Origin of the sequence: Streptomyces sp. NPDC005963 (assembly GCF_040638655.1) — a bacterium.
Lineage (GTDB): Bacteria > Actinomycetota > Actinomycetes > Streptomycetales > Streptomycetaceae > Streptomyces.
Window position 1 is genome coordinate 81,923 of sequence record NZ_JBEXVD010000006.1, and the last position, 21,346, is coordinate 103,268.

24 protein-coding genes are annotated in these 21,346 nt (G+C 68.8%); 8 read left to right on the plus strand and 16 right to left on the minus strand.

The features are described 5' to 3' along the window. Window positions 1-9 precede the first annotated feature (9 nt). The 6 genes from ABZ348_RS11655 (at window position 10) to ABZ348_RS11680 (ending at window position 5,835) form a co-directional block, all read left to right on the plus strand. Window positions 10-264, plus strand: a complete 255-nt coding sequence (locus ABZ348_RS11655; RefSeq protein WP_358931790.1) for a helix-turn-helix transcriptional regulator — start codon at window positions 10-12, stop codon at window positions 262-264. 44 nt (window positions 265-308) lie between these two features. Then, complete coding sequence (locus ABZ348_RS11660; RefSeq protein WP_358931792.1) at window positions 309-689, plus strand: PPOX class F420-dependent oxidoreductase; 381 nt, start codon at window positions 309-311, stop codon at window positions 687-689. A 339-nt stretch (window positions 690-1,028) separates the two neighbouring features. After that, on the plus strand, window positions 1,029-1,871 hold the full coding sequence (locus ABZ348_RS11665) for a nitrilase-related carbon-nitrogen hydrolase (protein WP_358931794.1): 843 nt from the start codon (window positions 1,029-1,031) through the stop codon (window positions 1,869-1,871). Beyond that, entirely contained in the window at window positions 1,868-3,145 is a 1,278-nt protein-coding gene (locus ABZ348_RS11670) for an aspartate aminotransferase family protein (RefSeq protein ID WP_358931795.1), read from the plus strand. Before ABZ348_RS11665 ends, ABZ348_RS11670 begins: the two co-directional genes overlap by 4 nt. A gap of 217 nt (window positions 3,146-3,362) precedes the next feature. Beyond that, window positions 3,363-4,769, plus strand: coding sequence for a dihydropyrimidinase (hydA, locus tag ABZ348_RS11675; RefSeq protein WP_358931797.1), 1,407 nt, complete (start codon window positions 3,363-3,365; stop codon window positions 4,767-4,769). Between the two features lie 64 nt (window positions 4,770-4,833). Further along, complete coding sequence (locus ABZ348_RS11680; protein ID WP_358931799.1) at window positions 4,834-5,835, plus strand: TIGR03842 family LLM class F420-dependent oxidoreductase; 1,002 nt, start codon at window positions 4,834-4,836, stop codon at window positions 5,833-5,835. Window positions 5,836-5,962: 127 nt separating this feature from the next. On the opposite strand, the gene ABZ348_RS11685 is transcribed toward ABZ348_RS11680, so the two are convergent. Next, on the minus strand, window positions 5,963-6,361 hold the full coding sequence (locus ABZ348_RS11685) for a hypothetical protein (RefSeq protein WP_358931801.1): 399 nt from the start codon (window positions 6,359-6,361) through the stop codon (window positions 5,963-5,965). 822 nt (window positions 6,362-7,183) lie between these two features. On the opposite strand from ABZ348_RS11685, the gene ABZ348_RS11690 reads away from it, so the two are divergent. Then, window positions 7,184-8,557, plus strand: a complete 1,374-nt coding sequence (locus ABZ348_RS11690; RefSeq protein ID WP_358931803.1) for a cytochrome P450 — start codon at window positions 7,184-7,186, stop codon at window positions 8,555-8,557. 22 nt (window positions 8,558-8,579) lie between these two features. After that, a complete protein-coding gene (locus ABZ348_RS11695) occupies window positions 8,580-9,584 on the plus strand; it encodes a terpene cyclase (RefSeq protein WP_358931805.1) in 1,005 nt (334 codons plus the stop codon). Between the two features lie 138 nt (window positions 9,585-9,722). Here the strand turns inward: ABZ348_RS11695 and ABZ348_RS11700 are convergent, their stop codons facing one another. The 15 genes from ABZ348_RS11700 to ABZ348_RS11770 all read right to left on the minus strand — a co-directional run bounded on the left by ABZ348_RS11700 (window position 9,723) and on the right by ABZ348_RS11770 (window position 21,346). After that, window positions 9,723-10,046, minus strand: coding sequence for a transcriptional regulator (locus ABZ348_RS11700; protein WP_358931807.1), 324 nt, complete (start codon window positions 10,044-10,046; stop codon window positions 9,723-9,725). After that, window positions 10,043-10,477: a hypothetical protein gene (locus ABZ348_RS11705; RefSeq protein WP_358931809.1), complete on the minus strand. Its 435-nt coding sequence runs from the start codon at window positions 10,475-10,477 to the stop codon at window positions 10,043-10,045. Before ABZ348_RS11705 ends, ABZ348_RS11700 begins: the two co-directional genes overlap by 4 nt. Before the next feature lie 54 nt (window positions 10,478-10,531). Next, complete coding sequence (locus tag ABZ348_RS11710) at window positions 10,532-11,293, minus strand: ABC transporter permease (RefSeq protein ID WP_358931810.1); 762 nt, start codon at window positions 11,291-11,293, stop codon at window positions 10,532-10,534. After that, on the minus strand, window positions 11,290-12,306 hold the full coding sequence (locus ABZ348_RS11715) for an ABC transporter ATP-binding protein (protein WP_358931812.1): 1,017 nt from the start codon (window positions 12,304-12,306) through the stop codon (window positions 11,290-11,292). The genes ABZ348_RS11710 and ABZ348_RS11715 overlap by 4 nt, the downstream gene beginning before the upstream one ends. 224 nt (window positions 12,307-12,530) lie before the next feature. Continuing rightward, on the minus strand, window positions 12,531-13,415 hold the full coding sequence (locus ABZ348_RS11720; RefSeq protein WP_358931814.1) for a lantibiotic dehydratase C-terminal domain-containing protein: 885 nt from the start codon (window positions 13,413-13,415) through the stop codon (window positions 12,531-12,533). Then, entirely contained in the window at window positions 13,412-15,895 is a 2,484-nt protein-coding gene (locus ABZ348_RS11725) for a hypothetical protein (RefSeq protein ID WP_358931816.1), read from the minus strand. The genes ABZ348_RS11720 and ABZ348_RS11725 overlap by 4 nt, the downstream gene beginning before the upstream one ends. Beyond that, window positions 15,892-16,992 (minus strand): PqqD family peptide modification chaperone, encoded by a 1,101-nt coding sequence (locus ABZ348_RS11730; protein WP_358931818.1) that lies wholly within the window; start codon window positions 16,990-16,992, stop codon window positions 15,892-15,894. The genes ABZ348_RS11725 and ABZ348_RS11730 overlap by 4 nt, the downstream gene beginning before the upstream one ends. 217 nt (window positions 16,993-17,209) lie before the next feature. After that, window positions 17,210-17,392 carry a thiocillin family RiPP gene (locus ABZ348_RS11735; protein ID WP_358931820.1) on the minus strand — a complete coding sequence of 61 codons (183 nt, stop codon included), beginning with the start codon at window positions 17,390-17,392 and terminating at the stop codon, window positions 17,210-17,212. A gap of 42 nt (window positions 17,393-17,434) precedes the next feature. After that, entirely contained in the window at window positions 17,435-17,614 is a 180-nt protein-coding gene (locus ABZ348_RS11740) for a thiocillin family RiPP (RefSeq protein WP_358931822.1), read from the minus strand. 45 nt (window positions 17,615-17,659) lie between these two features. Then, window positions 17,660-17,833, minus strand: coding sequence for a thiocillin family RiPP (locus ABZ348_RS11745; protein ID WP_358931824.1), 174 nt, complete (start codon window positions 17,831-17,833; stop codon window positions 17,660-17,662). Between the two features lie 62 nt (window positions 17,834-17,895). Then, window positions 17,896-18,069: a thiocillin family RiPP gene (locus tag ABZ348_RS11750; RefSeq protein ID WP_358931826.1), complete on the minus strand. Its 174-nt coding sequence runs from the start codon at window positions 18,067-18,069 to the stop codon at window positions 17,896-17,898. Window positions 18,070-18,101: 32 nt separating this feature from the next. Further along, window positions 18,102-18,284: a thiocillin family RiPP gene (locus ABZ348_RS11755; protein ID WP_358931828.1), complete on the minus strand. Its 183-nt coding sequence runs from the start codon at window positions 18,282-18,284 to the stop codon at window positions 18,102-18,104. Window positions 18,285-18,318: 34 nt separating this feature from the next. After that, entirely contained in the window at window positions 18,319-19,068 is a 750-nt protein-coding gene (locus ABZ348_RS11760) for a nitroreductase family protein (protein ID WP_358931829.1), read from the minus strand. After that, window positions 19,065-20,720: a hypothetical protein gene (locus tag ABZ348_RS11765; RefSeq protein WP_358931831.1), complete on the minus strand. Its 1,656-nt coding sequence runs from the start codon at window positions 20,718-20,720 to the stop codon at window positions 19,065-19,067. Before ABZ348_RS11765 ends, ABZ348_RS11760 begins: the two co-directional genes overlap by 4 nt. Beyond that, window positions 20,717-21,346, minus strand: coding sequence for a TOMM precursor leader peptide-binding protein (locus ABZ348_RS11770; RefSeq protein ID WP_358931833.1), 630 nt, complete (start codon window positions 21,344-21,346; stop codon window positions 20,717-20,719). Before ABZ348_RS11770 ends, ABZ348_RS11765 begins: the two co-directional genes overlap by 4 nt.

Genomic DNA, 21,346 nt, shown 5'->3' on the forward strand with positions numbered 1-21,346 from the left:
AATAACGCCATGGTTCGCACACCCCTCACCCCCGAAGAGCGCGAACGCGGCGAGCGACTCGGTCGCATGTTGCGCACGGCGCGAGGCGATCGCAGCATGGTCGAGGTCGCCATGGTCGCCGGGATCTCCCCCGAGACCCTTCGCAAGATCGAGACCGGCCGCGCCCCCACACCGGCGTTCTTCACCGTGGCCGCCCTGGCCTCCGCACTCGGACTCTCCATGGATGAGCTGGTGGTCCGCTGCGCCCTGGTGCCCGCAGCCTGAGCGTGCCCAGCAAGATCCGAAGGAAAGGCCCTAGGCTCGTGCCCGTGACCGCCACCGACTTCGCCGCCGCCCGGTACTTGAGCGTGACCACCTTCCGCAAGAACGGCACCGGGGTCGCCACGCCCGTGTGGTTCGCCGAGGACGGCGGAAAGCTCTACGCCTGGACCCGTACCGACTCCTGGAAGGTCAAGCGGCTGCGCAACGACCCCCGGGTCGTCGTCTCCGTCTGCGACGCCCGCGGGCGGATCGCGGAGGGCGCCCCCACTGCCGAGGGCACCGCCGAACTGCTGGATGCGCAAGGCACGGCCCGGGTGCGCTCCCTGCTCGCCCGCAAGTACACCTGGCAGTTCTGGCTCGTCGACTGGCCGGCGATGGTGGTCCGGCGCGGGAAGCGCCCCCACACTGGCATCGCGGTGACCCTCTGACCCTCTGACGGTTGGACGGGCCGAAGGCTGCGGGACGTTCGCGTCGTCGGCCGCTTCCGCCACGCCGTCACCGGCTCGATGATCTGTCGAACCGTCATGTCTCGTGCCCCGAGGACGCCCTGAGGTGCGCTCGGGTGCAACTGGAGCCGGCTGAGCCGGTTGAGTCGGCTGGGAACCCTGTTGCTGCCGGGCTCGTCGTCCGCTCGGGTGAAACAAGATCGATTCTGCGGGTTGACTCCGATGGTCTTGCCCCGATGTGTGACGGGGCTTACGTTCTCCCTCTACGCACCGCGTCTACGTGCGTAGAGGCTCGCTGACGCCCGGCCGAAGGAGCAGCCCATGGCCACTGTCGTACGCGCCGCACTGGTCCAGGCGACCTGGACAGGCGACACCGAATCCATGATTGCCAAGCACGAGGAACACGCTCGTGAGGCAGCCCGACAGGGCGCGCGGGTGATCGGATTCCAGGAAGTCTTCAACGCCCCCTACTTCTGCCAGGTCCAGGACTCCGAGCACTACCGCTGGGCCGAGCCCGTCCCGGACGGGCCCACCGTCCTGCGGATGCAGGAACTGGCCCGCGAGACCGGGATGGTGATCGTCGTCCCCGTCTTCGAGGTCGAGGGCGCCGGCTTCTACTACAACACCGCGGCCGTGATCGACGCCGACGGCTCCTATCTGGGGAAGTACCGCAAACACCACATCCCGCAGGTCAAGGGCTTCTGGGAGAAGTTCTACTTCCGCCCGGGCAACGCCGGCTGGCCCGTGTTCGACACCGCCGTCGGCAGGGTCGGCGTCTACATCTGCTACGACCGCCACTTCCCCGAGGGCTGGCGCCAACTCGGCCTCAACGGCGCCCAACTGGTGTACAACCCGTCCGCCACCTCCCGGGGTCTGTCCGCCTACCTCTGGCAGTTGGAACAACCTGCGGCAGCCGTCGCCAACGAGTACTTCGTCGCCGCGATCAACCGCGTCGGTCAAGAGGAGTACGGCGACAACGATTTCTACGGCACCAGCTACTTCGTCGATCCCCGCGGCCAGTTCGTCGGCGACCCGGCCAGCGACAAGGCGGAACAACTCCTCGTCCGGGATCTCGACTTCGATCTGATCGACACCGTCCGACAACAGTGGGCGTTCTACCGCGATCGCCGCCCGGACGCCTACGAAGGGCTGGTGCAGCCGTGACCCTCCACGACCGGCACCGGGCCGTCATCCCCGACTGGGTCGCCCTCTACTACCGGCAGCCCATCGAACTCTCCCACGGCGAGGGCCGATACATCTGGGACGCCGAAGGCAACCGCTACCTCGACTTCTTCGGCGGCATCCTCACCACCATGACCGCCCACGCCCTGCCCGAGGTCACCAAGGCGGTGGCCGAACAGGCCGCACGGATCATCCACTCCTCCACGCTCTACCTCAACCGGCCCATGGTCGAACTCGCCGAACGCATCGCCGCCCTGTCCGGCATCCCCGACGCACGGGTCTTCTTCACCACCTCCGGCACCGAGGCCAACGACACCGCCCTGCTGCTCGCCACCGCCCACCGCCGCTCCAACCAGGTGTTGGCCATGCGCAACAGCTACCACGGCCGTTCGTTCTCGGCCGTCTCGCTCACCGGCAACCGCGCCTGGACCACCACCACGCTCTCCCCGGTCCAACCCCTGTACGTCCATGGGGGAGTGCGCACCAGGGGCCCCTACGCCGAACTGTCCGACGAGCGGTTCATCCGCGCCTGCGTCGCCGATCTGGAAGACCTCCTCGGCCACACCCGCGACGTGGCTGCGCTGATCGCCGAACCCATCCAGGGCGTCGGCGGATTCACCTCACCGCCGGACGGCCTCTACGCGGCCTTCCGCGAGGTCCTCGACCGGCACGGCATCCTCTGGATCGCCGACGAGGTCCAGACCGGCTGGGGACGGACCGGGGACCACTTCTGGGGATGGCAGGCACACGCGGAGAACGGGCCGCCGGACATCATCACCTTCGCGAAGGGCATCGGCAACGGCATGTCCATCGGCGGAGTCGTCGCCCCCGCCGCCATCATGAACTCCCTGGACGCCAACTCCATCTCCACCTTCGGCGGTTCCCCGATCACCATGGCCGCGGGCAACGCCAACCTGAACCACCTGCTGGAGCACGACCTCCAGGGCAATGCGCGCCGGGTGGGCGGACTGCTGATCGAACGACTGCGGGCGGTCAGCGCCCAGGTCCCCTCGGTACGGGAGGTACGTGGCCGGGGGCTGATGATCGGGATCGAGCTGGTCAAACCCGGCACCGACGAGGCCGATCCGCAGGCCGCGTCGAACGTGCTGGAGGCGGCCCGCGAGAACGGCCTGTTGATCGGGAAGGGCGGCGGCCACAACACCAGCGCGCTGAGGATCGCACCGCCGCTCTCCCTGACCATCGCGGAAGCGGAAGAAGGCGCGGCGATCATGGCGCACGCGCTGCGCGCCGCGTAGAGGGGGTCTGCGACGGGCTGCACGGGACCGCGTCCCGGGCGGCCGACCCGATGTCGGCCCCGGTCCATGAGACGGGCCCGCAGTCGGGCGGGACCCTTCACCCCTTCACCCACGCGGAGGACGCCCGCCGGACGCACCCCCTGGTGCTGCCGGCACACCGAAGGCGGGGCGGGGCACGCACCGACCACGTACCCACCAGTAGGGAGCGCAGCAGCACATGAGCAGCACTCGCACTCTCATCCGCGGCGGTCTCGTCATCACCGCGGCGGACGAGACCCACGCCGACGTACTCATCGAGGACGGCAGGATCGTCGCACTCGCCGCACACGGCTCCGCCATCGCCGAGTCCTGGACCGCCGACCGCACCATCGATGCGGCCAACCGCTATGTCATCCCGGGCGGAGTCGACGCCCACACCCACATGGAACTGCCCTTCGGGGGCACCTTCGCCTCCGACACCTTCGAAACCGGGACCCGGGCCGCCGCCTGGGGCGGCACCACCACCATCATCGACTTCGCGGTGCAGTCCGTCGGACACCGACTGCGCGAAGGGCTCGACGCCTGGTACGCCAAGGCGGACGGCAACTGCGCGATCGACTACGGCTTCCATATGATCCTCTCCGACGTCAACGAGTCGTCCTTGCGCGAGCTGGATCGGTTGGTGCAGGAAGGGGTCACCTCCTTCAAGCTGTTCATGGCCTATCCCGGCGTCTTCTACAGCGACGACGGCCAGATCCTGCGCGCCATGCAGCGATCCGCCGACAACGGCGGACTGATCATGATGCACGCGGAGAACGGCATCGCCATCGACGTCCTCGTCGAACAGGCCCTCGCCGCAGGTCGCACCGACCCCCGGTATCACGGGGAGGTCCGCAAGGCCCTGCTGGAGGCCGAGGCCACCCATCGGGCGATCCAACTCGCCAGGGTCGCCGGCGCACCCCTGTACGTCGTCCACGTATCGGCCGAGGAAGCCCTCGACGAGATCGCCGTCGCACGAGACAAGGGTCTGAACGTCTTCGGCGAGACCTGTCCGCAGTACCTCTTCCTCTCCACCGACGACCTCGCCGAACCGGACTTCGAAGGCGCGAAGTACGTGTGCAGCACGCCGCTGCGACCCCGGGAACATCAGACGGCGCTCTGGCGCGGACTGCGCACCAACGACCTCCAGGTCGTCTCCACCGACCACTGTCCGTTCTGCTTCACCGGTCAGAAGGAGTTGGGACGCGGTGACTTCTCCAAGATTCCCAACGGACTGCCCGGGGTGGAGAACCGGATGGACCTCCTCCATCAGGCCGTGCTCGACGGACACATCACCCGTCGCCGTTGGATCGAGATCGCCTGCGCCACGCCGGCCAGGATGTTCGGCCTCTACCCCAAGAAGGGCACCATCGCCCCCGGGGCCGATGCGGACGTCGTCATCTACGATCCGCGGCAGCCGCAGACGCTGTCGGTCGAGACCCACCACATGAACGTCGACTACTCGGCGTACGAGGGCAAGGACATCACCGGTCAGGTGGAGACCGTGCTGTCGCGCGGCGAGGTGGTCATCGACCGGCGCGAGTTCACCGGCCGCGCCGGGCACGGCCAGTACGTCCCGCGGGGCACCTGCCAGTACCTCGGCTGATCGGCGCCCGATCGGCCACTTCAGCCACGGACCGCGAGCACCGCGGAGCAAGGAGCCCCGACACATGGACTTCGGACTCGTCCTCCAGACGGACCCGCCGGCATCGGCCGTCGTCGATCTGATGCGGCGTGCGGAACGCCAGGGGTTCACCTACGGCTGGACCTTCGACTCCGCGGTGCTCTGGCAGGAGCCCTTCGTCATCTACAGCCGCATCCTCGAACACACCGAACGCCTGGTCGTCGGACCGATGGTCACCAACCCTGGCACCAGGACCTGGGAGGTCACCGCCTCCACCTTCGCCACGCTCAACGACATGTACGGTCCCCGCACGGTGTGCGGCATCGGGCGCGGCGACTCCGCGATGCGGGTCGCCGGACGCAAACCCAACACGCTCGCCCGCCTCGGCGAGGCCATCGACGTCATCCGGGACTTGGCCGAGGGGCGCGAGACCGAGGTCGACGGACAGCTGTTGCGGATTCCCTGGGTGAAGGACGGGAAGCTGCCCGTGTGGATGGCCGCGTACGGACCGAAGGCACTCGCCCTCGCAGGTCAGAAGGCCGACGGCTTCATCCTCCAACTGGCCGACCCGTATCTGACGGAGTGGATGGTGAAGGCCGTGCGCACGGCAGCCGTCGAGGCCGGACGCGACCCGGCGTCCATCACGGTGTGCGTGGCGGCCCCCGCGTACGTCGGCGATGACCTTGCGCACGCCCGCGACCAGTGCCGTTGGTTCGGCGGGATGGTCGGCAACCACGTGGCCGATCTGGTCTCCCGCTACGGCGAGCACTCCGATGTGATTCCCGAGGCTCTGACCGCGTACATCAGGGAGCGGCACGGCTACGACTACAGTCACCACGGCCGTGCCGGGAACCCGTCCACGGACTTCGTCCCCGACGACATCGTGGACCGCTTCTGTCTGCTGGGCCCGGTCGAGGCCCACATCGAGAAGCTGAAGACCCTGCGGGAACTGGGCGTCGACCAGTTCGCGGTCTACGACATGCACGACGCGAAGGAAGCCACGATCGACGCGTACGGTCAGCACATCATCCCGGCACTGCGGGACTGACCCGTGAACCTGCTCCCGGCCACGCCCTACAGACCGGGCGGAGGATGAACCGGTCGCGTCACCAGTCCCAACGCCCACCAGCTCCGGCATTTCTGACGAGCTGGTAGGGCGTCTCCCGGAGTGTGGGTCAGATCTTGATCGTGGGGCTGTAGTAGGTGTCCGCGGTGATCTGCCATCCGAAGGCGTAGTCCCTCAACCCGCTGGGGCAGGTGATCGTGCCGGAGAGGTATCCGCCACGCGCCGTGAGGTTCTTCTTCAGCTCGTAGACGCGCTGGCCGGAGCTCCCCTGGCACGTCAGGCCGAACCGCCCCTTGACGGCCTTGTTCGTCTTGTTGACGAAGTTCACCCGAACCTTGTTCGCGGCGACCTTCTCAATGCACCGCGAGATCTTGGCACCTGAGCAGTGCCATACTCCGGAGGCGGCAGCTGCGCGCGGTACGACCTGGGCCTCGGCAACGGTGACGGACGCTCCCAGCAACGCTATTGCGGCGGCACCCGTGGTCATCATTCGCGTGGTGGTCCTCATGATTCCCCGTACTTCCTCAGTGAACAGCACAGCTCTGGTGGGAGATTCCGCACCGGACCCGAACCGACATGTTCAGGCCGGACCGAGTTAATCATGGCGGTTGACCTGCCAGCGATCGTGATTCGGTGCCCGGGCCAGCTCCGACCAACAGACCGGCAGGGTGCTTCGGGGCGCCGACGACCAGTCGTGCCCCTTTCCGAACGTGGCTTGAACGCATCTCGCTCGAAGGGGTTGTTCGGGGAAGGATGACCGGGTCGACATCGCATGACCGTTCGACCCAACGGGCGGGGGTAACGGGGGACTGACGGACATCGGATACGACCTCTCCGGTACGTGGGCAGTGTGATCGCGGTGAGGGCGGTGGAACCGTGTTCCGCCCTCATGTCCACCGTCCCGTGCCCGGATGGTGGTCGACAGCCCTGCTGATTCCCCCTGGGGCGACCAGCACGATCGTGAGCGGCCGTGAGGGGCCGGTCCGACGGGCCGGATGCTCCATGAGCAGGCGGGATGCAGCAGCCACTTCGTGCGCAGCGGCCTGTTCACCGTGGCCCCGAACAGGGGCCACGGGGCATGTGCCGATCACTCCCGGCTGTCGCCGTCCGGACCGGAACGGAGTGCCCTGCCGGCCGACCTCCCATGCAGGTCGATCAGGCGCGCCGTTCGGCTTCCGTGGTGCAGCGGACACAACTCCGTTCGTACCGAGCCGTACCAGCACCGTGATGGCACAACCCGCACGACCCGTCACGCCTCGTCCGAGCCCTGCGCACCGCCGGCCCGCACCCGTAGCACGGGATCCACCAACCCCAGGGAGTCGCTGACCCCATGCCCCGTACCACCACCCCACGAGAGCTTCCCACCGCTGGTTCCCGGGACCTGCTCGGAGGAGCCCTCGCCTTCAAACGCGATCAATTGGGATTCCTCGCCGACAACGTCGGCCGTCACGGGGACCTCTTCCGGTTCCGGCCGTTGGGCCTCCCCATGGTTCTAGCGAACCATCCCGATCACATCCAACACATCCTGGTCGACGGCGAACAGCGCTACGACAAGAACGCAACCATCTTCAAAGTGGTCAGACCGGTGCTCCGTGAGGGGCTGATCGCCGTCGCCGACAAAGAGCGGTGGAGTCGCCAACGGCGCATGATGGCACCCCTCTTCACACCCCGCACCATCGCGGGATTCACCGAGAACATGACGCACGAGACGGTGGAGATGTTGGACCGTTGGGGCCGTCGCCCGTCTCCCGACGCACTGGTCGACATCACCGACGAGATCGGTCAGTTGGCCTTGCGTATCGTCAACCGATCGCTGTTCAGCGCCGATGTGAGCGTCGCGGCCCAGTCCTTCGAGCGCGCCTTCGCCACCGCCAACGACGTGCTCGGCTCCTTCTTCCGATTTCCGTTCCCGCCGCTCAGCTGGCCGACTCCGCGTCGTCGACGACTGCAACGCGCCATCGACGACATGGATCGCTTCGTCTCCGGTGTGATTCGCCAACGGACCGAAGCCCCCGCCCCCGACCCGTCGTCATCACCGGACCTGTTGACACTGCTGATGCACAGCACCGACGACGACGGCAGTGGCATGGATCCGGAGCAACTCCATCACGAGGTCCTCAACCTCTGTATCGGGGCCTTCGAAACCACCACCAACACGCTGTCCTGGGCCTTCTACCTGCTGGCACGGCACCCGCAGACCGAAGCGCGGCTGCACGAGGAGGTGGATCGGGTGCTCGCCGGGCGGGTGCCGCGGTTCGAAGACCTGCCGCAGCTCGTCTACACCCGGATGATCATCGATGAGACGCTGCGCATCTACTCGCCCGCGTACCAGACCATGCGGCACGTGTGCGAGGAGGACGTCGTGGGGGGCTACCGCATCCCTGCGGGCAGCAACGTCCTCATCAACAGCTATCTGCTCCACCGGCACCCCGAGTTCTGGCCGAATCCGGAGACCTTCGAACCGGAGAACTTCACGCCCGAACGGGTGGCCGCCCGGCCCAAGCACGCGTACATCCCCTTTGGTAGCGGTCGGCGCGTGTGCATCGGCAAGCACTTCGCGCTGGCCGAGCTCACCCTGGCACTGGCCACGGTGGCACGTGGCCATCGACTGCTCTCGCCCCCCGGTGCACCGGCCGTGACGCCGGAACCACTGATCACACTGCATCCGCGGGGCGGCATCCACCTCCGTCTCGCCTGTCGCTGACCCACCCACCCCGGGAGCCCCTTTGATCGACACGGCCTGTCCGTTTCCCTTCGCCGTCAGTCCGCACGTGCACCGGGCCCGTCAACGCCTGGCCGTCTGGACTCGGGACCACGGTCTGATACGCAGTCCCCAGGCTCGTGAGCGCTTCGAACGCGCCGACTTCGCCTGGTTCGCCGGGCTCGTCCATCCGACGGCCCACGCCGAGGCACTCGATCTGATGGCGGAGTGGTTCGCCTGGCTCTTCCTGGTCGACGACCAACTGGACGACGGTCCCCTCGGACGCTCCCCGGAACGCATGACGCAGGCGGTCGCGCTGATGCGGGACATCCTGGACGACGGCACCGCCTTATCGGCGACGGGTGATGCACTGGCCTCGCCCGTCGCCTCCGCGCTGGCGGACCTCTGGCACCGCACGGCCGGCCGCATGTCCGCGGCCTGGCGCCGAAGGTTCGTCCACCACCTGGAGCAGTGTCTGACCACGGCCACGGTCTGGGAGGCCCAGAACCGCGTCAGCGGCGCCGTACCGTCCGAGGAGACCTACATCGCCAACCGGCGTCACACCGGTGCCATCTACGTCTGCATGGATCTCGTCGAGTTCGTCGCCGGCGTCGAAGTCCCCGCCGAGTGCCACCGCTCGCCGGCCTTCCGCACCGCCCTGGATGCCGCCTGCGATGTCGTGTGTTGGGTCAACGACGTGTACTCGTACGCCAAGGAACGTGCGTTGGGCGAGGTCCACAACCTGGTGCACGTCGTGGGACACCACCGCAGCTGGGACGAACACAGGGCGAGGAAGGAAGTGTGCGCCGCCGTCTCCGCACGTACGGACGCGTTCTTGACCGCCGAGGAGGCACTGCGGCGCAACCATCCGGGAGGCGCACCGTGGATGGAACCCTGCCTTGCGGGGATGCGGTCGTGGATGCGGGGCAACCTCGACTGGTCGCGAAGAACCGAGCGCTATACGAGCGGAATCCGGGAGAGTGGCGCGAGCGCCCATGTGGAGCCGGCGCTCATGGAAGCGGGCCGGTGAGCGTCCTCGACCAGGGGGCGCGTGCGCTCGCCCCGCTCGCTCTCGTGGTCACGCACCGCCGTCGGTGAGCTGAGCGAGGGCTTCCAGTGGAGGGGTGCCCTGCGGTGCGGTCATTGCCACACCGTGGGGCGCCGTCGCTCACTTGCTGAGTTCGTCCGCCGGCTCCGGCTCCCACGCGGCGATCTCCTGCAAGGCAGCGATATGACCGGTGAACGCGGTACGGCCCTTGCGGGTGAGGGAGAGCCAGGTGCGGGCGCGCTTGCCGACGAACGCCTTGCGGACCTTCACGTACTCCGCCTGCTCCAACAGCGCGATCTGTTTGGACAGGGCGGAGTCCGTGACCTCGATGGTGTCCCGGAGCGTCCTGAAGTCGGCTTCGTCGACCGAAGCGAGCGTCGCGGCGATGGAGAAGCGCACCGGGGCGTGGATGAACGTGTCGAGGGACTTGCGCGGATGCGTCACGGTCCGGCCACGGGGGTGCGGGTGACCTGGCGGTCCAGGACGCCGATCACGAAGAAGGGGGCGGCGCACAACACCGCGCCGGGCACCCACCACAGCGGTTCACCGGAGAAGAAGGCCGAACCGAGGGTGATGGTGAGCGAGTAGACGGCCGCCCCGATCCCGGTCGTGGTGGCGTACTTGATCCGGTGGTGGCGCGGCAGCACCGGACGGGTCGCCGTGTAGACGACGAGGGCGAAGAACGGCACGAGCAGCACCGCCGGCACGGCGTACGGATAGGAGGGCTGGACGAGTAGGCCGTACGCGGCCGTCATCACCAGCATGGCCAGGCCGAGGAGGAACACGATCAGCCCCGGACGCGGGCGCTTCTCCTGCATCCGGCTGGCCAGCACATCCGCGGAGGCAAGGGATTCCCGTGCTTCCCTCTCATTCATCGTGGCACCCTCCTCGCGGGACAGGAACAAGAGCATACGGTCGCCCGGCGGTGCTCATGCCGCCTCGCCCTGATCCCACTTGAAGGTGCGGACGGCGAGTACGACCACCACGGCGGTCGTGGCGACGACGACCAGGATGGACAGCCATGCCGGGTGCACCGGATCGCCCTCCGACATCTGCGTCAGCATGAGGTCCGCGAAGAACGAGGTGGGCAACATGCTCAGGGTCGTACGGACGGTGTCGGGCATGAGCTCCAGGGGGAACGCAAGGCCGCTGAGGAACAGTGCCGCCAATTGCACGAGTGTTCCGACGTTCGTTGCGGCGTCCGGCGATGACAGACGCCCTCCGATCAGATAGCCGATGCCGCCGAACATGGCGAGGCCGAGCAGGGCGATGCCGAAGAGCGCGGGCAGTCGGCTCAACTCCACCTTGCCGAGGGCGACCGCCAGGGTGAGGAGGACTGCCGCCTGGGCGGTGACCATCAGAATCCTGGCGATCATGTGCGTGTAGATGAGCCGGGCCCGCCCCACGGGTGTGGTGCCCAACAGTCTGAGGGTGCCCTTGGTGCGCAGGCTCGCGAGCGGTCCGGCGGTGACGGTCAGGGCTGCGCTGGTCACCGCCAGGAAGATCGACATCGGGAAGACCAGTTGGAGGAAGTCCGGTGCATCGGGGTCGTCCGGCATGGCCAGTCCGAGACTGAGGAAGATGGCCAGCATCCCGAAGGGGAAGAACAGGGCGAAGTAGAAGTACTTGGGGTCGCGCACGAGTTCCCGGCCGTGCATCAGGGCCAACTCGCGCGAGGGCGAAGACATCATGCCAGCACTCCTTCGGTCTCCGTGGGCTGCGAGCCGTCGTGCGCCGCCGATGGGTCCGTGTCGCCGGCCTCGTGGAAGTCGACCCCGGTGAGGATGCGGAAGACCGCTTCGAGACCGGCCTCCTTGATCTGGATGTGGCGGGCCCCGAGCGGGCCGGCCAGCAGTCCGAACGCCGCGTCCGAGTCACTCGTGCGCACCACGACCCTGGTGTCCGTGCCGGTGTCGTGGGCCTCGACGTGTGACACGCCCGGGGTGGCGCGCAGCTGCGCGAGGTCGGTGCGGGCCGGGACCGTGAAGTGCACCTCACGGTCGGGTGCATGGGTGTTGATCAGGTCCTGCGGTGTTCCGCAGGCGGCGACCCGGCCCTTGTGCAGCACGGCGACCCGGTCGCAGAGCATCTCGGCCTCTTCCATCGAGTGGGTCGACAGCAGTACGGTGCCGCCCGATCCGCGGTGGGTGCGCACCGCGTCCCACAGTTCCTGTCGGGCGTTGGGGTCCATGCCCGTCGACGGTTCGTCGAGCACCAGCAGGCGTGGGCGCGAGATGAGGGCCGTGCCCACCAACAGGCGCTGGCGTTGGCCGCCGGAGAGCTTCGACACCCGGACATCGCGCGATGCCGTCAGCCCCATCATGTCGATGATGGCGTCGGGCGACGCGGGGTCGGGGTAGAGGGACGCCCAGACCCTGAGCAGTTCCGCCACCGTCTGCTGTTCGAACACGGCGGCGTGTTGTGGCTGGATCGCCACGTACTTGCGGATCTGGTCGCGTTCGGTCACGGGGTCGTGGCCGAGGACGCGGACCGTGCCGCTCGTGGGGCGACGCAGACCGGCGAGGGTTTCGATCGTGGTGGTCTTGCCGGCTCCGTTGGGGCCGAGGAGGCCGAAGATCTCCCCCTGGTGCACGGAGAGGTCGATGCCGGCGAGGGCTTCGATGTCTCCATGGGGCCCCGGGTAGCGCTTGATGACCTGTTGGAGCAGGATCGCCGCCTCGTGGGACGGGCTCTGTTCAGCCATTCCGCATCTGCCTCTCATCGGATACCGCCGAGATCTGACCATGCGCACTGCCGTCCATTTGAGATGTCATCCTGGCATCCACTTTCCAAGTCGTCAAGTAGATGCCGAACGGGTAAGTTGCGGCTATGGCAAGGCAGTTGAGCGGCAGTGAGACAAGGCAAAGCGGCGCCCGCGCGCGGCCCAAGCAAGCGGGTGCGGGCGCCACATCCACCGGGTCCGTTCGGCTACTCCGCGGACGCGAGCACTCCGAGCAGGCTCTCCTCGGCGGGCACGAATCCCCAGCGGTTGAGGTCCATGTGCAGATAGTTGAGGAGCAGGGACTCCCGCGGCACCGGGTTCCCGTCCAGCGCCGCCGCTTCGAGGGTCCCCACGACCGTCTCGACCTGTCTCTCCATGCTCTCCCGGAGCGGTGCGTCGAGCCGGTGCGCGGCCTCCCCCGTGCCCTTCGCCGCGCGGGAGAGTAGCGCCCGCAGCTCCTCCTGGACGGGTGCCGCCATCCTCAACTGCCGTCCCCACTGGCGGCGATGGACGGTCCAGAAGGCCGTCCGTGCCGAGGCGTCCGGCAGGGCTGCCCCGATCAGCGTCCTCATGTACGAGACGGCCAGCGCCGCCCGTTCGTACAGCGGTGCCAGGGAGCCGATCCGCTGGTCGTGGTACCACCGGCAGGAGGCGGTGAAGAGGTGCTCGGCCCTGGCCACCCCCTGCGCTCCTCCGTACTTGGCCAGCTCCGGCGCGTACAGACAGCAACTGGCCTGTTTGATCCGGGGGAGTCCCTGGGGCACCGAGCCCGGGACGAGGCGTTCGGCCGGGCCGGGTCTGTCCAGGGTGTGCAGGAGCGCGACGAGTTCGGGCAGGCGCTCGTGGATGCGGTCGATCCCGTCGGCCGAGCACTGGATGCGCAGCCGCAGATGATGGCCGCCCATGTCCCAGTAGCGGGTGAAGAACCACGCTGAGGCGTCCTCGTCGGACGCCCGGTCGGCCAGCCAGGGGAGCAGCACCCGGGTGGCCTCGTCCATGGAGTCCTGGTCGCCGGGATAGGCGCGGACGTACCACCAGTCGGTCTGTTGTGCCTCGCCCATGCGTCCGGCCCGGTCCTGGGTCAGGGTCATCGGTTCTCCTCCGGCCAGGCCAGCAGGGCCACGTGCTCGGTGACCCGGGGCCGGCCGAGGACGTCGCGCTGGGTGTGCAGGGAACGCTCGGGGAGCACCTCCACGAGCCGTAGGTGGCTGGTCTGCGGGCTGAGCCAGTGGTGCAGGACCCCCACCGAGAGCGGGGAGGCCATGGAGACCCACAGTGGCTTTCGGTCGGCCATCATCCCGAGTGCGCCACCGGGGCTGCCGAGTTGGTGGACGAAGACCTCCTCGGGTATGCCGTGTTCGCGCCGGAAGGCGTCGAGCCGGACGGCTAGGGCCGCCTCGTCCACATCACCGCCCTCCGGGCCCGGGATCGCCGACGCCGGCACGATCCAGGACGCCCTGCGGGTGATCAACCGGCCGCCGGGGCCGTCGGTGATGCGCGGCAGTTCCCCCACGCCGTCGCCGCAGAGCGGTCCCAGCTCGTGCGCCTTCGTCATCGTGTAGTCGGAGTGCGGCGAACCGTTGACCCAGGGGTCGGCGAGTATCGCGAGCAGTCGGACGTACGACTGGAGCAGGTGTTGGGGGATGAGCCCCAGATAGGCGAGTCCGACCGGGTCGCCGTTGCGGTCGAAGAGGGACAGTGTGTCGGTGCGGGCGTCGTGGACGAGCGCGAGCTCGTCCAGGGTGGTCCCGTTCCGGGCCTCGACCTCGCCCGGCAACACCAACGGGGGCAGGAGCCCGCCGCACTCCGACTGCACGGTGTTGCAGTCGGTCCACACCACCATTTCGCGGCAGGACACATCGGGCCAGCAGCGCTGGAGGTAACCGGTGAGACGGTCGCGGAACCCGTCGCCCAGCAGCCCGCTGAAGCGGCTGAACAGGGCACCGGTGCCGGCCCCGTACTGGTTGACGACGAGCCGGTGGCGACCCGCCTCGGCATCCGTCCGGCTCGCGGCCTCGATCTGGAAGAAGACACCCGCGTTCGGTGGGGCGCTGGTGGGCCCGACCGGGAGCCAGGCGCGGTCCCCAGGGTTCTGACGGCTCGTCATATCGGCGAACAGTGCCCGTTCCAACGGTGGATTGGAGTCCCGGTCGACGGTGAGTCGCATCAGGAATCCCAACGGATCGCGGCAGACCCCGCCGGCGCCGAACTCCGCGGTGAAGCTCTCCAGCAGGAAGTCGTAGAGGTGGGACCGGAAGAGGTGGGGACGCACCCGCTCGCCCAGGGCCGCGAGGTCCTCCCGGACCTCGGGCACGCCCAACGGGTCGGGCAGGTCGAGACCGCTCTCCCGGTCCTCGTAGATCAGGCCGCTCGGTTTGCGCTCACCCCGGTCCCGGTGGTCGTTCCAGTCGGCGGTGAGGTCCCGCAGTTCGTTGGCTGCGACGATCCGGCCCTCGGTGTCCGCCCTGCTCGCCCCCTCGCCGAGGCGGTGCGCCAGCGACAGGTCGTGGTGCGGGATCGGGGAGATGGTCTCGCCGTCCGCCAACAACGCGGCCAGTGCTGTGAACGGCGGCTCGCCCTTGGCCCAGGGCGGCACGGGTTGGAGGATGCCGGCGTCGAGCAGCCGGAGGAACCGGGTGAAGGGTCGTTCGCCGCCGACGGCTTCGAGGAGTTCGGCAAACGTGGTGGCGGACGCGAGCCCGGTCAACGGCGACAGCGCGTGGTCCGCTTCGACCACCCGGTCGTTGCGCCACACGACGCCCTCGGTGATGGTCACCTCGCTGTGGAGGAGGAGCCCATCGGGTTCGGTGGCGGTACCGGGATGGACCGGCGCGACCCGGTAGCGCAGCAGACCGGCCGTCGCCGGGTCGTGCGCCAGTCGGCGCAGTGCCAGATAGGCCGTGGTAGCGGAGGTGCGGCTCAGCCCACGGCCCTGCCCCTGAGTCCCCGCTTCACCGACGCTCGTCAGACCGGAGAAGGGGCTCGTCTTGACGGCGGCGCGCGCGACGTACGAGTACAGCGTCTTGAGCTTCTTCGCCGACCGTGCCTTGCGGTCGCGGTGGCGGACCCAGTCCGGGGCGGCGATCGCCAGGGATTCGGCGAACCCGCACCCCTCCACGCCGCCCGCGGGGTCCCCGCCCGGTACGAGGGCCCGGTGCAGCGCCTCGACCGCTTGCTCCCGGTCCTGGGCGAGCTGAGCCCCCAACTGCCTTATCAAAGCGTGCTGTTCGTCGACGAGTCGGCACCAGTCGTCCAGCAGCCGGGCGGAGTCGACCGTCAGCCGCTCGGCCACGCGCCGTCGTACGTCCGCGTCCCACGGCAGTGGGTCCAGACGGTTGACCGACCGCTTGGCGGCGAGGACCTTCCGGCGCAGCGGTACGTCGTCGTCGAGCCCGGGGACCAGCGCGAACAGTACGTCGGTGAGTTCGGGCGCGAGGGTGCCCAGGCGTTCCGCTGCGGTGCCGTGCTCGGCCAACAGCTTGCGGGTGGCGGGGGTGACCAGATCGAGCGCCTCGGACGGCAGGCCCGCCACCCGGGTCAGCACCAATGGGGAGACGATGAAGGAGGTCATCGGCCCACCGCCGAGAGGGAGAGGTCCACGGTCACCGGGACGGCGTGGAACATGGCGTACGCGAGGAGGCACACGTAGACCACGGAGAACACCCCGTACGTCATATGGCCGCGCCGGGCGGCCGTGCTGAGATGGGCGAGGTGCGCGGGGAGTTCCTGACGACGAACGGCGTGGCGCAGCAGCGAGAACGCGCGGCCCCTGGCGTTGGTGAGACCGGTGGCCGCTTCGATCGCGGTGTAACCGTCGCTCGGCATCAACGGGTTGAGGTTGACGATCAGCATCAGCAGTTGCATCCCCAACAACAGTGCGGCGGTGTCCCGCAGCAGCCCGTCGGAGTTCAGGGCGACCACGCCCGAGAGTCCGCAGAACACCCCGTCGCTGAGGATCCCGGCCATGGCCAGGACGACCCGGCCCGCGCGCCCACGGAAGCGATAGGCGTCCGTCCGGTCGACGTAGGCGACCGGCATGAAGTAGAAGAGCAGCGCGACTCCCAGCCCGCGCACCGGTGTTCCCAGTATCTGGGCGACCAGGGCGTGGGCGGTCTCGTGCAGGAACACGCACAGGAGCATCACGCCGGTGGCGATCAGGAACGCGGGCCCTGCGATGTCCTTCGCCGGTGGCATGGCCGTGAAGAGGGTGTGGAAGCCGAACGAGTACCCCACGAGTGCGAGGAGGCTGGTGATCAGGACCAGCAGCTTCGCGGGCACCGCCCGCAGGACGACGGCCACGGGTTCGAGCAGCCGGGGCAGCGAGCGGGTGAGGACGATCCGGGGCATCAGCATCGAGGTGCGGACGCGCCCGGTGTCCTGGGGCTTGTCGGGGGGTGCGGAGCCTTCGAGGAGTCCGCTCTTGTCCAGGGCGGCGAGGAAGGTGTCGATCTGCCGGGACAACGCCTCGGCACGGGCCTCGTCGGCGCGGGACAGGAGGGCGACCAGGTCCTCACGGGTACGGGTGCCGTCCAGATAGGTGAGCACCACTTCGCCGGCGCGCGTGATGCGATGGTAGTTCCCGGTGACCGGATCGAAGATCAGCGGGATGTCGTCCATTCCGCGGATGACCTCCAGCTCGTCTCGGAGCTTGGGTGGCGAACTGATCACTTTCTCTACCTCTCCTGTACTCCTGGACGCCGCGGGCCCGACCTGGGCGCAGCGCGCCGCGAGACGTTGACCCCGGGCCCTTCGTGCACGATGCTTCGAAATGCGTTGGCCGCCTTCCAGCGGCGCCGGTGAAGGCGCCGCTGGAAGGGAGGAACCGAGCCCGGCGGGCGGGTGCCGAAACGGTGTCAGCCCTGATGGCACCGCCTGCCGGGTCCGGTCACCCGTACGTCGAAGCCGTGGTGGCGCTGCTGGCCGAGCTGACCGGACAGGACAGACACGCGGCGGACGTCGCCGTGGAGAACGAGCCGAGGGCGTTGCCCTGCGGCAGCTCCTCGACGGACAGTTCGCCCTCCAGGGCGTACAGGTCGAACACGTACGGCTCGACTTGCAGTTCGTTCATGAGGTGTCACCTCTTCCGTGGGTTCGAAGTGGACGGAACGGATCAGCCGACGCAGGAGGCCGTGGTGGCGCTGCTGGCCGAGCTGACCGGGCAGGAGAAGGAGCTCGCCGATGTGGCGGTGGAGAAGGAGCCGAGGGCGTTGCCCTGCGGCAGTTCTTCCACGAGGAGCTCGTCTTCCGTGACGTACAGGTCGATGACCTTTTCGGTGGTGTTCTCGCCCATGGAGGACGTCCCTTCTTCAGAGCGGTCGTGACCGTGTGAGGACGGTCAGCCGAAGGTCGAGGCGGTACCGACGCAGGAGGCCGAGGTCGCCGGGCAGGAGGCCGTCGAAGCCGTGGCGGCGGTGAACCAGCAGCCCAGGGCGTTGCCCTGCGGCAGCTCCTCGACGGTCATGTCGCCGTCCAGGGCGTAGAGGTCGAATGCGTCCTCGTTGTGGTCCATGGATCGTCTTCCCTTCGAACGGGGTGCTGGATGGGAGGCGCGGCACGGCCGCGCCGGGCCTGTCAGGTGTAGGTGGAGAAGGAGGTGAAGGAGGAGGCGGTGGTCACCGGGCAGGACGCCGAGCTGGCCGTTCCCGCCGTGGAGACCGACGCGAGGGCGTTGCCCTCCGCCAGCGTCTCCAGCTCCAAGGAGTCGTCGAGGATGTCGTCGAGGACGTAGAGCTCAAGTTCGGGCATGGTCTGCTTCCGTTCTTCCGGGCGGGCCGGTCTCAGCCCGCGGAGGCGGCGGTCATGACGGTCGACGCGCTGCTGATGGGGCAGCTGGCCGTGGTCGCGCTGGAGGTGGTGCTGTAGGTGGCCAGCGCCACGCCTTCGGGGACGTACTCGACGGACAGGTCGTCGCCCAGGTCGACGCTGTGGAGGTCGAGTTCCCACGCGTTGGCGTCGGTCATCGGATCACTTCCTTCTACTGCCTTGGTACTTGGATCACCGGTCGCCGGTCGGCTCCGGAGCTATAGGGGGCGGTACGGGCGCACCGCCCAGGGCCAGGGCGAAGAGCTGGTGCCTGCTGGCCCCGTCACTGCGCAGCGGCAGTCGTACGGAGGCGGGGATGAACCCCGCGAAGACGGTCCCGACGAGCCCGAGGGCCACGGCGTCGAGCCACATCGTGTAGGCGGCTGCCGAGGTTCGGGTCATCAGGGTTCGATAGCCGTGGGCGCCGTAGAGGTCGCTGGCCAGGTCGAGGTCGGCGGCGAGGGAGATGATGGCCGCTGAGTCGCAGAACTCCCGCTGCACGGTCATGCTGTGCAGGTCTTCGCCCTCCGGCAGCGGTGCGACCGGGACGAAAGAGCGCGCCGCCCCGCTGACCGTGTCCAGGCCGTACATGCCGGGCTCAAGACCGGCGAGCCTGAAGGCCACGACGTTCACCTGGAGCGGTAGCCGTTGTGACTCCTCCGGCCAGGTCCTGCGGTCCGCCTCGATGCCCCGTGCGGTCACGTCCGCCACGAGCGGGGCTTCGATCGCCCCGGGGTCGAAGAACCGGATGGAACGCCGCTGCTGCAACACGTTGAGCAGCGGTGCCCTGTCCCGACGCCCGGCGGCGAAGCGGACGGGCGGCCCCAACGGTACGGGCGGCAGGGGTTCGGGGCGCCCGGGAGCGGGCGCGTCCACGGTGGCGGGGGCCGGTGCCCGGAAGGCGGTGAGGAGTTCCGCAGCGAGGTCGTGCGGGCTGCTCATGGGGCGCCTCCCAGATCGATGACGGCCGTGATCGGTTCCATGTCGGGGTTGATGCCGAGGCTCGCCGCGATGGAGTCGTCGTCCCAGCGCGGACGCAGCGCGAAGCCGATGCCGAGGACGTGCGCGGCCTCGCGGGCGGTGGCCTGGGCGCATCCGCTGTCGAGCAGCACGATCCGCAGTGCGAACGCGGAGTACTTGCGGGCGACCTTCGGGAAGTCGCCGGTCAACACGATGCTGAGCGGCCGGTCACCGGGGATCGCATCGGCGCGCGAGGAGAGCCGGGCGAGCCGGTGCTCGGCCGGGACGTAGCCGTAGATGCCGGGGACGATGCCCGGTACGTCACGGACGACGGCGTACGCGGTCACCGAGCCGATGTTGCCGCCGCTCGCCGTCCAACGGGCCACCTTGTCGGGGTAGTCGGCCTTGATCCCAGCGGTGACCGACAGCAGCAATGACAGGGTGTCGAGCCCGGGAGCGGTCTGCGGTGGTGCGCCCGAGGCGCCGAGCCGGTCGTGGTCCGGCTGCGGAAGGGCGATGGCGGGGGCAACCGGCCAGGTGCGCGACACCCGCTGGAGCGCCAGGTTCGACGGCTTGTAGTGCATCTGGTGCGCCTTGATGTCGGCGAACTCCTTCGGCGGCATGGCGACCGACGCCTCGAACCGCGTGGCCGGCGCGGCTTGTTCCACCGGCGGCCCTTGTGACACGGAGCAGCGTCGACAGCCGGGCCGGGTCGCCGATGAGGTGTCCCGCTGGCTGAGGGTTTCCAGGTCCAGCAGTCGCCAGCGCATCGGGAGCGGGGAGGGTGTGGTCCGGGAGACCACGGAGAACACATCGCGGGCGAACAGGGAGGCGGCGAGATGGCGGTCACCGTCGACGGGGGCACGGTCGTCGTCCCCCTGCTCGTCGACGGCGGTGAGGCAGTCGAGGCAGGGCGTTGACCTGGGGTCGACCAGGGGACCGAGGGCTGCGCGCCGACCGTGCACGCCCAGTCGCAACAAGGGGACGCCCTTGTCCCAACAGTGGTCGGCGAGGACATGCCGTTCGCTGCCGGCAGCACTCCTGTCCCCACCGGCGTCGGCCCAGACCACGAGGGTCGCCCGTTCGGTGGGGGCGCTGCCGATGCCCAGGGCGACCGGCATGGAACCGCCGAGTTCGGCCCGCAGCAGGGCGCACAGCGTCGGGTCGCCGAAGAGCTCGATGTGGGCGTGGTGCAGCCGGGCGGCGGCCTGCTCCCAACACGGGTTCACCTCGGTTGCGCTGCCCACCCGGGACAGATAGTCGGCGAGGCGGTCGTCGATGTCCGTGACGGCTTCCGCCGGCGCATCCCGGGGTGGGCCTTCTTCGATCACACCGCAGGTCCACAGTAGCGAGAGCGCCTTGAACACGACTTCTTCGGGCATTCCGAGCTCTGTCGCCAACACACCGTGGGTGCGTTCGCCGTCGAGGAGGTCGAGCAGCCGGGGCAGCATCTCGGTGGCGGATCTCCCGCGGAACAACTGCTTCTTGGGTGGGCCCGTCACCACCACCTGGTCGGCCTCGGCACTCACCACGAGGCCCCTGCGCAACCGCGGCCGATGGGGAATCCGCAGCTGGGGGTCGAACCGGGCGGCGGAGCCCACGGTCTCGGCCGTCATCATGGATCGGTCGTTCACACTGTCCGCCCTTCGTCGATCGCGGCGAGCCGACTCCAGAGGTCGGTGCTGGTTGCCGCGGTACGACATCGCGTACATCGATTGACCGCGGTGACGGTGGTCCTGCTGGTGGCACCGGATATCTGGTCGAACTTCCGCACGGTCGCGCCGATCGCCTCCTCGTCCTCCGGCGGGCGCAGTGCCTCGTCGACCGCCTGCCGGGCGAAGGCGGCGGCCACTCCCACGTGGTGCACCGGATAGCCGGTCGGATGGCGGTCGCCCGGGTCCGCGGTGCTGTGCTCGGTCCGCTTGTGCTGGTCGCGTCGCCGCTCGTAGCACTGGTGGCAGGCCGTCCGACCGGGAATCACCACGGGTCCGCACACCACCTCGGTTGAGGTGGTGTGCACCCCGAACCAGGGGGTGCCCCAGGCGAACGCCGCCCGGTCCGTGGCCTCGTTGATGCGGGGTCGCTCCTGGGCGGTCGCCACCACGATCAGATCGGCGCGTGGCCAGAGGCTCGGATGCGTTCCGTTGTCGATCTCCACCACGGTCACGTGGTGCGGGTATGCCTCCGAGCCGCTTTCGAAGCGTTGTGCGACGTCCTTGCCGAACGCGCCCGAGGCAAGGAGAAGGAGTTGACGGTTCAT